The organism is Thioalkalivibrio sp. ALE22, from assembly GCF_000381445.1.
Taxonomy (GTDB): domain Bacteria; phylum Pseudomonadota; class Gammaproteobacteria; order Ectothiorhodospirales; family Ectothiorhodospiraceae; genus Thioalkalivibrio.
In genome coordinates, this window is sequence record NZ_KB906502.1 from 48,231 (window position 1) to 61,281 (window position 13,051).

At 68.1% G+C, this 13,051-nt stretch carries 15 protein-coding genes; 7 read left to right on the forward strand and 8 right to left on the reverse strand.

Translation table 11 applies throughout. The features are described 5' to 3' along the window. Positions 1 to 59 precede the first annotated feature (59 nt). Complete coding sequence (locus tag F793_RS13345) at positions 60 to 1,010, forward strand: IS481 family transposase (protein WP_081618406.1); 951 nt, start codon at positions 60 to 62, stop codon at positions 1,008 to 1,010. Here the strand turns inward: F793_RS13345 and F793_RS0105045 are convergent. The 6 genes from F793_RS0105045 to F793_RS0105070 all read right to left on the reverse strand — a co-directional run bounded on the left by F793_RS0105045 (position 1,007) and on the right by F793_RS0105070 (position 7,096). Beyond that, entirely contained in the window at positions 1,007 to 1,537 is a 531-nt protein-coding gene (locus F793_RS0105045; RefSeq protein WP_018867841.1) for a phosphatase PAP2 family protein, read from the reverse strand. The genes F793_RS13345 and F793_RS0105045 overlap by 4 nt on opposite strands. Further along, positions 1,512 to 2,747 (reverse strand): glycosyltransferase family 1 protein, encoded by a 1,236-nt coding sequence (locus F793_RS0105050; RefSeq protein WP_018882709.1) that lies wholly within the window; start codon positions 2,745 to 2,747, stop codon positions 1,512 to 1,514. The genes F793_RS0105045 and F793_RS0105050 overlap by 26 nt, the downstream gene beginning before the upstream one ends. Before the next feature lie 26 nt (positions 2,748 to 2,773). Then, positions 2,774 to 3,517 carry a 1-acyl-sn-glycerol-3-phosphate acyltransferase gene (locus tag F793_RS0105055; protein ID WP_018867843.1) on the reverse strand — a complete coding sequence of 248 codons (744 nt, stop codon included), beginning with the start codon at positions 3,515 to 3,517 and terminating at the stop codon, positions 2,774 to 2,776. A 4-nt stretch (positions 3,518 to 3,521) separates the two neighbouring features. Further along, the gene (locus tag F793_RS0105060; RefSeq protein ID WP_018867844.1) at positions 3,522 to 4,337 is read right to left on the reverse strand and encodes a GNAT family N-acetyltransferase; all 816 of its coding nucleotides are present in this window, start codon (positions 4,335 to 4,337) and stop codon (positions 3,522 to 3,524) included. Positions 4,338 to 4,494: 157 nt separating this feature from the next. Next, complete coding sequence (locus F793_RS0105065; protein ID WP_018882708.1) at positions 4,495 to 4,908, reverse strand: rhodanese-like domain-containing protein; 414 nt, start codon at positions 4,906 to 4,908, stop codon at positions 4,495 to 4,497. Positions 4,909 to 5,062: 154 nt separating this feature from the next. Further along, positions 5,063 to 7,096, reverse strand: coding sequence for a thioredoxin domain-containing protein (locus tag F793_RS0105070; protein ID WP_018882707.1), 2,034 nt, complete (start codon positions 7,094 to 7,096; stop codon positions 5,063 to 5,065). A gap of 101 nt (positions 7,097 to 7,197) precedes the next feature. Here F793_RS0105070 and lgt point away from each other — a divergent pair, with 101 nt between their 5' ends. Genes lgt through F793_RS0105090 form a run of 5 tightly spaced genes read left to right on the forward strand, consistent with a single transcriptional unit; the run spans position 7,198 to position 9,819 of the window. Beyond that, a complete protein-coding gene (gene lgt, locus F793_RS0105075; protein WP_018867847.1) occupies positions 7,198 to 8,013 on the forward strand; it encodes a prolipoprotein diacylglyceryl transferase in 816 nt (271 codons plus the stop codon). A gap of 1 nt (position 8,014) precedes the next feature. Then, positions 8,015 to 8,833 (forward strand): thymidylate synthase, encoded by an 819-nt coding sequence (locus tag F793_RS0105080; protein WP_018882706.1) that lies wholly within the window; start codon positions 8,015 to 8,017, stop codon positions 8,831 to 8,833. 40 nt (positions 8,834 to 8,873) lie between these two features. After that, complete coding sequence (locus F793_RS13610; RefSeq protein ID WP_018867849.1) at positions 8,874 to 9,080, forward strand: type II toxin-antitoxin system HicA family toxin; 207 nt, start codon at positions 8,874 to 8,876, stop codon at positions 9,078 to 9,080. Further along, entirely contained in the window at positions 9,080 to 9,295 is a 216-nt protein-coding gene (locus tag F793_RS0105085) for a type II toxin-antitoxin system HicB family antitoxin (protein ID WP_018867850.1), read from the forward strand. The genes F793_RS13610 and F793_RS0105085 overlap by 1 nt, the downstream gene beginning before the upstream one ends. 26 nt (positions 9,296 to 9,321) lie before the next feature. Beyond that, positions 9,322 to 9,819, forward strand: a complete 498-nt coding sequence (locus F793_RS0105090) for a dihydrofolate reductase (RefSeq protein WP_018882705.1) — start codon at positions 9,322 to 9,324, stop codon at positions 9,817 to 9,819. A gap of 258 nt (positions 9,820 to 10,077) precedes the next feature. Here F793_RS0105090 and znuB read toward each other — a convergent pair whose 3' ends face one another. Together znuB and F793_RS0105100 are read right to left on the reverse strand one after the other, a co-directional pair. Continuing rightward, positions 10,078 to 10,899 carry a zinc ABC transporter permease subunit ZnuB gene (gene znuB, locus F793_RS0105095; protein ID WP_018867852.1) on the reverse strand — a complete coding sequence of 274 codons (822 nt, stop codon included), beginning with the start codon at positions 10,897 to 10,899 and terminating at the stop codon, positions 10,078 to 10,080. Further along, positions 10,896 to 11,678, reverse strand: coding sequence for an ATP-binding cassette domain-containing protein (locus F793_RS0105100; RefSeq protein ID WP_018877889.1), 783 nt, complete (start codon positions 11,676 to 11,678; stop codon positions 10,896 to 10,898). Before F793_RS0105100 ends, znuB begins: the two co-directional genes overlap by 4 nt. A gap of 98 nt (positions 11,679 to 11,776) precedes the next feature. Between F793_RS0105100 and F793_RS0105105 the strand changes: the two genes are divergently transcribed. After that, positions 11,777 to 12,919: a zinc ABC transporter substrate-binding protein ZnuA gene (locus F793_RS0105105; RefSeq protein ID WP_018882704.1), complete on the forward strand. Its 1,143-nt coding sequence runs from the start codon at positions 11,777 to 11,779 to the stop codon at positions 12,917 to 12,919. The last annotated feature ends 132 nt before the right edge of the window (positions 12,920 to 13,051 follow it).

The window sequence follows — 13,051 nt, forward strand, 5'->3', positions numbered from 1 at the left end:
GGGACGACTCCGAAGGATGCTGAGTTTGCGGACTGAGCCATTCCCAAGGAGGACGCCCCGTGAACCTTCATCAAAATGCCTTAATGGGTCCCCGCGGTCGAGAGCGGATGGCTCGCCTGGTCGTGGATCACGGCCTGAGCCTTCGTGCAGCGGCCCGCGCCTTTGACGTGGATCCGAAGACCGTGCAGCGCTGGGTCCAGCGGTTCCAGGAGGCCGGCCGTTCCGGACTTGTGGACCGTTCGTCCCGGCCGCGGAGCCAGCCGCGGCGAACCCCCCGACGGATCCAACGGCAGGTGGTCGCCTTGCGGCGCCAGCGCTGGACCATGGATCGCATCGCGACCTTCACAAGGATCTCGAGGGCCAGCGTCAGCCGCATCCTGCGGCGCGAGGGCCTGAACCGCCTGAGCGCACTGGAGCCGGCCGAGCCACCCCGGCGCTACGAACACGAACACCCCGGCGATCTGCTCCACCTCGACATCAAGAAGCTGGCGCGCTTCCGTCACCCGGGCCACCGCGTGACCGGCGTCCGCGCCAAGGACTCCATCGGAGCGGGCTACGAGTACGTGCATGTGGCCATCGACGACCGCTCGCGCATCGCCTACAGCGAGATCCATCCCGCCGAGCGGGCCCAGGATGCGATCGCGCACCTGGAGGCGGCCGTGCGCTACTACGCCACCCTGGGGATCACCATCCGACGGGTCCTGACCGACAACGGACCCTGCTACCACGCCCGGGCGTTCAGCCAGGCCTGCCGCCGACTGGGCATCCGCCATCGCCGCACCCGGCCCTACACGCCGCGAACCAATGGCAAGGCCGAGCGCTTTATCCAGACCGCCCTGCGCGAGTGGGCCTACGCCTTCACCTACGCCACGTCAGAGGAGCGCAAACGCCATCTGCCCCGATGGATCCACGACTACAACTGGCACCGCCCACACGGTAGCCTGAACAAGCAGCCACCCATCAGCGTCCTCGGTCTACCTGAGGACAACCTTGTGAGACTCCACACCTAGAACAACCCGGCGAGCCACAGCACCGCGCCGGCCATGGACGCCCCGATCAGCGCGCCCATGGCGACGTCGCTGGGATAGTGCAGCGCCAGTACCAGCCGCGAGGCGGCCACCAGCGCCGCGAACGGCACCACCAGCCAGGCCCAGACCGGGAACCACGCCACCAGGACCACGGTGAATCCCACCGCGTGCATGGTATGGCCGGAGGGGAAGCTGAATTCGTCCAGCGGGTCCACCGTCCGCGTGAACGGGCGATCACGGTGGCAGGGCCGCCGCCGGCTGGTGCGTCGCTTCAGCCACTTGTACACCGGCAGCGACGCCAGCCCCACCACCGCCATCTGCAGGCTGACCCAAGCCGCCTGCGGCCCGTGCAGCAACGGCAGCACCAGCATCAGCGCATACCAGGCCACCCCGTCGCCCAGCCGGCTCACCCCGCCAAAGAACCCGCTGACGACGCGGCGCCGATTGTAGTGGTTGAACTGCCGGCAGACCGCCAGCTCCAGCTCATCCATCCATTGCAGGACGCGCATCGCGACCCTCCTTGAGGATTCCCAGACACTGGGACTCGAACTCGGCCACCACCTCGACCCAGTCGAGCCCGCGGGCATGCGCTCGCGCCTGACGGCCCATCTCGCGCCAGGCCTCCGGATCCTGCGCGAGAGCGCCCGCCGCGCCGACGAAGGCGGCGGCATCCTCGGACGCCGTTCCCGTCAGCGGCACCCGGGCGCCACTCACGCCGCTGGTCACATGCTCGTGAGCCGCGGCCGAATCGAAGGCCAGCACCGGGAGCCCGCTCGCCATGGCCTCGATCACCACATTGCCGAAGGTCTCGGAAGTCGACGGAAACAGGAACAGATCGGCGCTGGCGTAGTGCTGTGCCAGGGCCTGGCCCACCTGCTGGCCGGTGAAGATCGCGTCCGGATTGGCCCGCTCCAGCTCCGTTCGCGAGGGGCCATCGCCGACCACCACCAGGCGCGCGTCGGGGCGCGCCGCCTGGATGGCGCGAAAGGCATCCACCACCAGGGCCAGATTCTTCTCCGGTGCCAGCCGCCCGACGTACAGCACGACCGGTGTGGCGGTCGCCGCACCCCATTGCTGGCGCAGGCGCGATGACCGCCGCGCCGGGGTGAAACGCCGGGTATCCACGCCCCGCGCCATCACCCGCACGCGCTGGAATCCCTGCGCCGCCAGCGTGTGCGCCAGTGTCCCGGTCGGGGCCAGGGTCACGTCACAGCGGTTGTGGAAACGGCGCAGGACAGCGCGCACCAGCGGGGTCAGCCAGCCGACACCGTAGTAGCGGGCATAGCCGTCGAAATGGGTATGGAAACCCGAGGCGACCGGAATCCCGAGGCGCCGCGCCGCGCGCAGGGCCGCATGCCCCAGCGGACCCTCGGTGGCGATATACACGGCATCCGGGCGGTCCTCCGACCACAGGGCCTGCAGCCGGCGGCGCGCCGGGAGACCCATGCGCAGGCCGCTGTAGCCAGGCAGCGGCAGGCCCGCGAGCGGGTGGTCACACGCCACTGATTCGTCGCCCGCCCCGCAGGGGCGCGCCACCTCGCCCGGCTGGCGCGGGCGGGCGACCTGCACCCGGTGGCCACGCTCGCGCATCCCCTCGACCAGCCGCGCGAGGGTATGCGCCACGCCGTTAACCTCCGGCGGCCAGGTCTCGGTGACCAGCGCCAGATGCAGGCGTGTGCGGCAGGGGCCCGGGGACTCGATGTGCGGTTGCGACCACATGATGAATCCCCGTGCCGCGGCCGGCGCTATGCAGGCGAGCGATCGCTTTCGCGACCAGCTGGCGGTTCCAGTGGCAGGTCCAGCACGCGGACGATGGCCTCACGGGCACCGTCCGCCAGGCTGCGCCGGTCCTGATCCGCGACTTCCAGCGGCGCCAGAAAATGCAGGTCCACACGCGTCTCGCGGCGGCACAGCAAGCGCCATACGTTGGGGATCAGGCGATCCCCGCCGGAATACGACACCGGAACCGCGCCATCGGGCGTCCGCTCGTAGGCCAGCGCCACCGGCTGCACCGGATGCCGAGTGCCGGTGACGGCCGCGAACAGGCGCGGGTGGAAACGGCGCACGAACTCGCCCCGGCTGGTCGTCCCCTCCGGAAACACCACGAAGTGGCGGCCCTCGTCCAGGCCAGCCCGCATGGCCTCGACATGGGCGGAGGCCTGGTGCGCACCGCGCTCGATGAAGCGGGTGTCATGCTGCCGGGCCAGCCAGCCGATGACCGGCCAGCGCGCGATCTCCGCCTTGGACAGGAAGCACGGGTCCAGCGCTGCCCCGATCAACGGGATATCCAGCCAGGAGACATGGTTGGAGACCACCAGCGACGGCCGCCGGGGCGGCTCGCCATGGATCCGGAAACGCACCCCCGCGATCCACAGGGCACGGTCGTACCAGGCCCGGCGGATGCGACTGCGCTCCTCGAAGTCGGCCTCGCGGCGGGCCATCCGCCAGGTCAGCCAGACCCCCGCCAGCATGTGCAGCACGATACGCATCAGCCTAGCCAGTGCCCGCAGTGTTCCGGTCATGTTCCGTTCCTCGGCTTGCAGGCGCCGCGGCGCCCAGGAAGTGCCGATGGTAACGGTCCGGCATGGCGCGCACATCCAGCAAGACGAGCACGTCGGCCACATTGAAATCGGGATCGAAACAGGCCTCGCCGCAGACCCGCGCGCCCAGGCGCAGGTAGGCCTTCAATAGCGGCGGCATACCGCTGCGGCTGGGCGTGCCGTGGCAGATGGTCAGGGCGTTGGGAAGCGGTCGGCGCGGGGTGACCCGCAGGCGCGACGGGGCCCGATGGAACATGCGCAGCCAGGCCAGCTGGGCCGGTGTCTGCTCGGTCAGGGGCAGGCTGGCGCAGCCCATCAGGTAGTCGTAGCGATGGGCATTCATGAAACGCGCCAGCCCGGTCCACAGTGCGTTGATGGCGCCGCCCTGGCGATGGTCCGCGCGCACGCAGGTACGACCGACCTCCAGAGTGCGCCCGGGCAGATTCATCAGCGGGCCCAGTTCGAATTCGGACAGCGAATAGAAACCGCCGGCCGTGCTCGCACTCTCTTCGGTCAGGATGCGCGTGCAGGCCACCACACCGCCCGAACGTCGGTCACGCACCAGCAGGTGATGACAGAAGGCGTCCAGCGGGTCACGATCCAGCCCCGAGGCGGTGTCCGGCAGCGCTGCCCCCATCTCGCCGGCGAAGACCTCGTGGCGCAGGCGCTGGGCGGCTTCCAGATCCGCGGGGCTGGAAGCCAGATGGACGCGATAGGCAGTTTCGGCATCCGTGGAGGACACGGACAGGGAGCGAGGCGGTGCGGTCATGGTGGCGACCTCCGGTTGAACTGCCCCGGAGACTACGCCGCGCGCTTGACCATCCCGTGTAGAAACGATGACGGTCGGGTGAATCCGCCGTCGGATGCCCACCCGCAGAGGGTGGCATTGGGGGCGGAGGCACCAGCCCCCGCCCCGCGAGGCCGTGCTACGGCAGCTTGCCGGTGTAGGCGCCGGATTCGACCGGCAGGTCCTCGCCTTCCCAGCCCTTGATGCCACCGGCGATATTCACCACGTTGGTGAAGCCCATCTCCTGCAGCCGCTGCACGGACATCGCGGCGCGGCCGCCGGTCGCGCACATCACGGCCACCGGTTTCTCGCGGGCCTCCACCAGGGCGTCGATGCGGTGCGGGGTGTTGGGGTCGGCCGCGCCCTCCAGCAGGCCGCGCGGGACGAGGATGGAATTCGGCGCGTGCATCTTTTCGAACTCGTAGGGTTCGCGCACATCGACCACCAGCCAGTCCTCACCGTTCTCCATCTTCTCGGCGAGATCCGCCGGGGCAATCTCCTTCACGTTTTGCCGCGCCTCGGCGACGAAATCCATCAGTTTCTTCTCGCTCATTCGAACATTCCCTTTTGCAATGATCTGGATATTTTTGTAGGAGCCTGCTTGCAGGCGAATGCCCCTGCCAGAGTCGGATGCGGGCAGGGGCATTCGCCTGCAAGCAGGCTCCTACCACCGAACTAATTCTACCTTGGGTGCGAGACCGGGTGATTCAACCCTCGTCGAGCGCGCCTTCCAGCGCAGCGGGATCGGTCACGGGCGCTTCGCACTGCAGGCCGCGACAGAGATAGGCGCGCACGCCCGTCTCCGGGGCCGCCTTCTCCGCCAGCGCGTCCGGCAGGTTTCCGGCCTGTGACGGGATCGCGAAGGCCCAGACCGGGGCATCCTGCGCCCGCAGGCGCTGCTGCCAGTCGGGCAGGTCAGCGGCCGTCCCGCGCAGCACGACCAGGGCCGGCGGCTGGTAGTGGATGTCCAGCGCCATCAGCAGGCTCATGTGTCCCACCGGGGCCTGCTCGATCATCGGTCCGGCGTTGGCGAGGGTGCGCTCGGCCGCCTCGATATACCGTGGCTCGGCCAGCATGAACCCGAGCTTCTGCAAGGCCTGCGCCGCGACACCGTTGCCATTGGCCATGGCATCGTCGGAATACACTTTCGGGCGCTGGATCAGCGCCTCGTGATCGCCGGCGGTAAAGAAGAAACCGCCGTGCTCGCGGTCCTCGAATTCCGCCAGCAGGGTATCGGCCAGAGTCACGGCCCAGCCCAGCAGCTCGCTGTCCCATTCAGTCTCCAGCAACGCCAGCGTGGCCTCCAGCAACAGGGCGTGATCGTCGAGATAGGCGCGCGGCATCGCACCGGTGGCCCCCTCGCGCACGCTGGCGTACAGCCGGCCGTCGCGCCACAGGCGCTCGCGCACGGCGGTCATCGCGTCACGTGCCAGGTGCAGCCATTCCGGACGCCCCAGGGCGCGCGCGGCCCGCGCCAGTCCGGAAATCATCAGGGCATTCCAGGCGCCGAGGATCTTCTCGTCCCGGTGCGGTCGCACCCGATCCGCGCGGGCCGTCAGCAGACGTTCCCGGGCCTGATCCAGCCGCCGGTTCACCTCCGCCTCGTCGATCCCCAGCGCCTCCGCGCCGGTCGCCGGCGGCACGACCTCGTGCAGATGCCAGCGCCCCTCGAAATTGGCCGGGCCATTGAGCCCCCAGACCCGGCTGGCAACGGCCCATTCGTCCTCCGGCAACAACGCCTCCACGGTGTCCGGATCCCAGACGTAGAAGCGTCCCTCCTCGCCCTCGGAGTCCGCGTCCAGGCTCGAGTAGAAGGCCCCGGAGCCGTCCCGCATCTCGCGTTTCAGCCAGGCGACCGTCTGTTCCACCACCCGCAGCGCGCGAAGATCGCCGCCGGCCGCGCGCTCGGCATAGAGCCCCAGCAGCGGGCCGTTGTCGTAGAGCATCTTCTCGAAGTGCGGAATCATCCAGCGGGCATCCACCGAGTAGCGACAAAAGCCACCCCCCGCCTGATCAAAGATGCCACCCGCGGCCATCGCGTCCAGGGTGCGCCCCAGCATGCGGTCGGCCTCGGCATCGCCATGGCGCGCCGCATGCCAGGCCAGCCACTCGAGCGAGGCCGGGTGCGGAAACTTGGGGGCATCCCCGAAGCCGCCAAACTGCTCGTCGAAGGTCTTCGCCAGTTCCGCGCGCCCCTTGTCGATGACACTGAGCGCCGGGATCGCGCCTCCGGCGGGGCGGTAGATCCGACCCAGCGCCTGCTGCAGCGATTCGTTCTGGCGCTGGATCTCGTCGGGGTGCTCGGCGAGGAAGTCGGCAACCCGCGTCATCAGATCCACGAACGATGGCAGGCCGTGGCGCGGGGTGCTCGGGAAGTAGGTCCCGGCAAAGAACGGCACCTGGTCGGGCGTCAGGAAGACGGTCAACGGCCAGCCCCCGGGACGCTGCGACAGCAGCATATGCGCGTTCTGGTAGATGCGGTCGAGATCCGGGCGCTCCTCGCGGTCCACCTTGATATTGACGAACCGCTCGTTCATCACCGCGGCGGTGTCCGGGTCCTCGAAGGACTCGTGCGCCATCACATGGCACCAGTGGCAGGCGGAGTAGCCGATCGACAGCAGGATCGGCTTGCCCTCGCGGCGGGCGCGTTCCAGCGCCTCCTCGCCCCAGGGGTACCAGTCCACGGGGTTGTCGGCGTGCTGCAACAGATAAGGGCTGCTGGCCCCGGCCAGTCGATTCATCGCGCGACCTCCTGGAAAGTGGATCCGACGACCCGCATGCAGGTGCATGCCGGCGCCCGGCCGGGTAGCATGTGCAGCCGGTTTTTCATCCGCAAGCGCCCATGCCCACACACCCGTTTATCGACCCGGTCGCGCTGTCCATCGGCCCGCTGACCCTGTACTGGTATGGCCTGATGTACCTGGTCGGCTTCATCGCCTTCTGGGCACTCGGCGTCTGGCGCACGCGCACCCGCGACTGGGACCCCCTGCACCCCTGGCAGGTCGGCGACCTGCTGTTCTGGGGCGTGGTCGGGGTCGTGGTCGGCGGACGGCTCGGCTATGCCCTGTTCTACAACCTGGACGCCACACTGGCCGACCCGGTGAGCCTGTTCCGCATCTGGGAAGGTGGCATGGCCTTCCACGGCGGACTCGCCGGGGTGCTGGTCACCTGCTGGCTGTATGCCCGCAAGATCGGCCAGCCGTTCTTCCGCCTGACCGACTTCATCGCCCCGCTGATCCCGATCGGCCTCGGCGCCGGCCGCATCGGCAACTGGATCAACGGCGAACTGTGGGGCAAGCCCACCGACCTGCCCTGGGCCATGGTCTTCCCGGCCGCGGACTACATCCCGCGCCACCCGTCGCAGTTGTACCAGGCCTTTCTCGAGGGGCTGGTGCTGTTCGTGGTGCTGTGGATCGTCTCGCGCCAGCCGCGCCGCACGGGCCTGATCTCCGGGCTGTTCCTGACGCTCTACGGCGGCTTCCGCTTTGCGATCGAGTTCGTCCGCGTGCCCGACGCCCACATCGGTTACCTTGCCTTCGACTGGCTGACCATGGGCCAGGTCCTGAGCCTGCCGGTTATCCTGTTCGGCGTGGCCCTGATCGTCTGGTCGCGGCGCAACCCGCTGCCCGCAGCCCGCCCGGCCCCGGAGGCCTCCTGAGATGCAGCAATACCTCGATCTGGTGCGGCACATCCGCGACCATGGCACGGATCGTCCGGACCGCACCGGTACCGGCACGCGCTCGGTGTTCGGCTACCAGATGCGGTTCGATCTGGCCGCCGGCTTCCCGCTGGTAACCACCAAGCGCACTCACCTGCGCTCGGTGATCCACGAGTTGCTGTGGTTCATCGCCGGCGACACCAATATCCGCTACCTGCGCGACAACAAGGTCCGCATCTGGGACGAATGGGCAACCGAGGACGGCGACCTGGGCCCGATCTACGGCGCCCAGTGGCGCAACTGGGCCGGCCACGACCAGTTGGCCGAACTGGTCGACAACCTGCAGAACCGGCCGCATTCCCGGCGCCACATCATCAGCGCCTGGAACGTGGCCGATCTGCCCGACGAGTCCGTCTCGCCGCAGGCCAACGCGGCGGCCGGGCGCATGGCGCTGGCGCCCTGCCACACCCTGTTCCAGTTCTACGTGGCCGACGACCGCCTGTCCTGCCAGCTCTATCAGCGCAGCGCCGATGTCTTCCTCGGGGTGCCGTTCAACATCGCCAGTTACGCGCTGCTGACCCACATGCTCGCGCAGGTGGTCGGCCTGAAGCCGGGCGAATTCGTGCACACCTTCGGCGACGCCCATCTCTACCGCAACCACCAGGACCAGGTCGAAGAACTGCTCGGACGCGAGCCGCTGCCGCTGCCGACCCTGCACCTGAACCCCGACGTCACCGACCTGTTCGCCTTCACCTTCGACGACATCGAGGTCCGCGACTACCAGTCCCACCCCCCGATCAAGGCCCCCATCGCCATCTGACTCCGCTACCCTCGCAAATGGATTCCGGCAAGGAAGCCGAATGAAGATCAAGGAACTGATCAGATGCCTGGAACGCGATGGATGGGTTCAGGTTCGACAAAGAGGCAGCCACCGCCAATTCAAGCATCCAACGAAGCCGGGACTTGTAACCGTGGCGGGAAAACCTGATCTGGATATTCCCCCCGGAACACTGAACAATGCGCTGAAACAGGCGGGTCTCAAGGACAAAAACCCGAGGAGGCGATGATGAACTACACCGTGATCATCGAGGAAAGCGAGGATGGTTGGGGTGCATATGCGCCCGATCTGCCCGGCTGTATGGCCTCGGCGGCCAGCCGCGAAGAGGTCGTAACCCTAATCCGGGAGGCCATCAAGTTCCATCTCGAAGGCCTCCGGGAGCAAGGGGAGCCCATTCCCGAGCCGCACTGCCAGAGCGAAATCATTCAGGTCGACGCCGCCTGACCCATCCGCGATCGGACTATCTCTACATGCGCCAACCCGAGATCCACCTGATGGTCGCGCTCGATCCGGATCACGTGATCGGGCGCGACAACGACCTTCCCTGGCATTTGCCGAAGGACCTGCAGCACTTCAAGCGCGTGACCAACGGCCACCCAATGATCATGGGGCGGCGCACCTTCGAGTCCATCGGACGACCGCTACCGAAGCGGCGCAATCTGGTCCTGACCCGCCAGTCGGACTGGCGCGCTGACGGCGTCGAGGTCTACTCGGATCTGGACGCGGCCCTGGCCAGCATCGAGGCGGGCCCGGCCTTCGTGATCGGCGGCGCGGGCCTGTTCGAGGAGGCCCTGCCGCGCGCCGACGTGCTGCACCTGACCCGCGTGCACGAGCGCCACGCCGGGGATACGTACTTCCCCGCGATCGACCCCGCGGACTGGGACGTCGTCTGGTCCGAACACCACGAGGCCGACGATCGCCACGCCTGCCCCTTCACCTTCGAACGCCTCGAACGCCGCACCCGCTGACCGCTCTCCGGCGCCCTTTTTGTTCACCACGAAGCACACGAAGGCACGAAGAAAAGCTAGGTCAAAAGCAAAAAGCTTGAACAGGAAGAAAGGAAGTCAGGAAGGATTCTGAAATGGGTCTGTGCCTGCGGCGCGGGCCTGCGCACGCCGGTTCGCCCTGATTCACATCATCCTTCAAATCTTCTCATCTTCCTGTTAACGCCCTTGACCTAGCTTTTCTTCGTGCCTTCGTGTGCTTCGTGGTGAATACAAAGGGGTTCAGCGGCCGCCGAAATGGGGGATCAGGCGGCCCGGCAGCAGGTGGACGAGGATGAAGCCGAGCATCGCGGCAACCACGATGGTCGGGCCGGTCGGCGTGTCGTACTGGAAGGAACCCCACAGCCCGGCCCCCACTGCCAGCATGCCGATGATGCCGGCAAGGATCGCCATCTGCTCGGGGGTGGTGGCGAAGCGCCGTGCACTGGCGGCCGGGATGATCATCAGCGCGGTGATCAGCAACACCCCGACGACCTGCATCGCCGCCGCGATCACCAGCGCGATCAGCAGCATCAGGCCCAGCCGGACCAGCAGCACCGGCACGCCCTCCACCTGCGCCAGTTCCTCATGCACCGTGAGCGCCAACAGCGGGCGCCACAGGACGATCAGCAGTAGCAGGGCCACGCCACCGCCAATGGCGATCGACAGCAGATCCCCGGTCCCGACCGCGAGGATGTCGCCGAACAGGTAGGCCATCAGGTCCACCCGCAGCCCCTCGATAAAGGTGATCGCGACGATCCCCAGCGACAGCGCGCTGTGCGCGAGGATCCCGAGCAGCGTGTCCGCGGCCAGTTCCTGGCGGCGTTGCAGCAGCACCAGCAGGATCGCGATGGCCACGCATACCAGCGTGACCATCAGGTTCAGGTTCAACCCCAGCAACACCCCGAGGGCCACGCCGAGCAGGGCCGAATGCGACACGGTATCGCCAAAATAGGCCATGCGCCGCCAGACCACGAAGGCCCCCAGCGGCCCGGCCACAGCCGCCACCATCAGGCCCGCCAGCAGCGCGCGCACCAGGAAGTCGTCAAGCAGCCCTTCCATCATCGGGACCCACCTCCGCCGGGGCCTGACGGCCGACCATGGGCACAGCCGGCGTGATGCTCATGCACCTCCCCGGCCACGTCATGCACGTGGTCGTGATCGTGCCGGTAGACCCCGATGCCCTGCATGTCCGACTCCGGGAACAGGCGCTGGTATTCCGGGTGCCGCGATACTTCTTCCGGCCGCCCGGTACAGCACACATGCTGGTTCAGGCAGATCACCGCATCCGCCCCCGCCATCACCAGGTGCAGGTCGTGCGAGACCATCAGCACCCCGCAACCCGTCTCGTGGCGGATATCGTCGATCAGCTTGAACACCTCGCCCTGGCCGACGATATCCACCCCCTGAGCCGGTTCGTCCAGCACGAGCAGGTTCGGTCGATTGAGCAGCGCGCGGGCGAGCAGTACCCGCTGCATCTCTCCCCCGGAGAGCGACTGCACGGGCTTGTGCAGCAGGTGCGGCACCCCCACCCGTTCGAGCCGTTCCCGCAGCACCGCCTCCGGGGCCCGCTGGCGCAATGTCAGAAAGCGCTGCACCGACAGCGGCAACACCGGCTCGATCTGCAGGCGCTGGGGCATGTAGCCGATGCGCAGGCCGCGTCGGCGCTGCACCCGACCCCGCCCCGGTTTCCAAAGCCCCAGCAGGACGCGCAGCAGAGAGGTCTTGCCAGCTCCGTTGGGGCCGATCACCACCGTCACCTCGGCCGGTCGCACCTGGACGGAGACCTGATCCAGGATTACCCGACCCGCACGCTCCAGCGATACGTCACGAGCCGCCAGCAAGGGCGATGCGTCGATTTCCGCTGCAGCGGGCTGGGAAGGGCTTTTTCGGATCATGTTGGTATAGTATAACGTTGATAGCCCCGATGGAGAATCCGCCCATGCGTTCCGCCTTTCGCCGTCCGATCTTCCCCGCCCTGCTGCTGGCCCTGGCGTTGCTGCCGGGGCTGACCGTTCCCGCTCAGGCGGACGCGCCGCGCATTGTCACTTCGATTCTACCCGTCCACAGTCTGGTTGCCGCACTGGCCGGCGATACCCACGAGGTCGAACTGCTCGTCCCGGCCAGCGCATCGCCCCACGGCTACGCGATGCGGCCTTCCGAGGCGCGCCGCCTGCAACAGGCCGACGTGGTCATCTGGGTCGGCCCGGAGCTGGAAGGCTTCCTCGAGCGGCCGCTGCGCGGGATCTCCGACCGCGCTACCGTGATCAGCCTGATGCACGACCTCGACCTGGACCTGCTGGAAGGCCGTAGCGGCGGCGTATGGGAAGGTCATCACGACCATGGCGACCACGGACATGACGCGCGCGGCGATCACCACGAAGCGCTCGACAGGCATGAACACGACCACGCTGACCACGAACACGGGGACCACGAGCACGGGGACCACGGACACACCCATGACGAGCATGCCCCCGATGCACACGGGTCGGACGACCACGGGCACGGGCACGGGCACGGCGAGCATGACCACGACCACGGGCACGGGCACGCGCACGGCGGTGTCGACAGCCACCTGTGGCTGTCGCCGGCTGTGGCGACGGCCGTCGTCGAACAACTGGCCGACCGCCTCGCGGAACACGACCCGGACCAGGCCGCCACCATCCGCGACAACCGGGATCGCTCGCTCCAGCGCATCAAAGACCTGGATGCCGGGATCGCCGAACAACTGGCGCCGGTGCGCGACCAGCGCTTCATGGTGTTCCACGACGCCTACCAGTACTTCGAGCGGCACTACGGCCTGAACGCGGCCGGCTCCATCAGCGTCGACCCGTCGCGCATGCCCGGGGCGCGCCGACTGTCCGAACTGCGCACGCGCCTGGCCGAGGGCGATGTCACCTGCCTGTTCACTGAACCCCAGTTCCGCCCGGCCCTCGCCGAGACCGTGGTCGAGGGTACGGACACCCGCCTCGGCATGCTCGACCCCATCGGGGCGGAGCTGGAGCCGGGCCCGGATGCCTGGTTCGACCTGATGCAGGGCCTGGCCGACGGCTTCACCGACTGCATGGCGGCGGACGCTCGCTGATCGCCACACGCCCCGCGTCCGCCATCCCGGGCACCGCGCAGCGGTGACCCCGGAGCCTCGCGCCTCGTAGTACCTCCTGCGCCAGAGATCCCGGCTCTACACTTCGCTACGGCCGGGATGAGCCAGGCCAGC

Excerpts from the sequence above, each read along its gene's own strand:
- F793_RS0105045 (WP_018867841.1), bottom strand. The coding sequence starts at position 1,537 with ATGCGCGTCCTGCAATGGATGGATGAGCTGGAGCTGGCGGTCTGCCGG.
- F793_RS0105050 (WP_018882709.1), bottom strand. The coding sequence starts at position 2,747 with ATGTGGTCGCAACCGCACATCGAGTCCCCGGGCCCCTGCCGCACACGC.
- F793_RS0105055 (WP_018867843.1), bottom strand. The coding sequence starts at position 3,517 with ATGCGTATCGTGCTGCACATGCTGGCGGGGGTCTGGCTGACCTGGCGG.
- F793_RS0105060 (WP_018867844.1), bottom strand. The coding sequence starts at position 4,337 with ATGACCGCACCGCCTCGCTCCCTGTCCGTGTCCTCCACGGATGCCGAA.
- F793_RS0105065 (WP_018882708.1), bottom strand. The coding sequence starts at position 4,908 with ATGAGCGAGAAGAAACTGATGGATTTCGTCGCCGAGGCGCGGCAAAAC.
- F793_RS0105070 (WP_018882707.1), bottom strand. The coding sequence starts at position 7,096 with ATGAATCGACTGGCCGGGGCCAGCAGCCCTTATCTGTTGCAGCACGCC.
- lgt (WP_018867847.1), top strand. The coding sequence starts at position 7,198 with ATGCCCACACACCCGTTTATCGACCCGGTCGCGCTGTCCATCGGCCCG.
- F793_RS0105080 (WP_018882706.1), top strand. The coding sequence starts at position 8,015 with ATGCAGCAATACCTCGATCTGGTGCGGCACATCCGCGACCATGGCACG.
- F793_RS13610 (WP_018867849.1), top strand. The coding sequence starts at position 8,874 with ATGAAGATCAAGGAACTGATCAGATGCCTGGAACGCGATGGATGGGTT.
- F793_RS0105085 (WP_018867850.1), top strand. The coding sequence starts at position 9,080 with ATGAACTACACCGTGATCATCGAGGAAAGCGAGGATGGTTGGGGTGCA.
- F793_RS0105090 (WP_018882705.1), top strand. The coding sequence starts at position 9,322 with ATGCGCCAACCCGAGATCCACCTGATGGTCGCGCTCGATCCGGATCAC.
- znuB (WP_018867852.1), bottom strand. The coding sequence starts at position 10,899 with ATGATGGAAGGGCTGCTTGACGACTTCCTGGTGCGCGCGCTGCTGGCG.
- F793_RS0105105 (WP_018882704.1), top strand. The coding sequence starts at position 11,777 with ATGCGTTCCGCCTTTCGCCGTCCGATCTTCCCCGCCCTGCTGCTGGCC.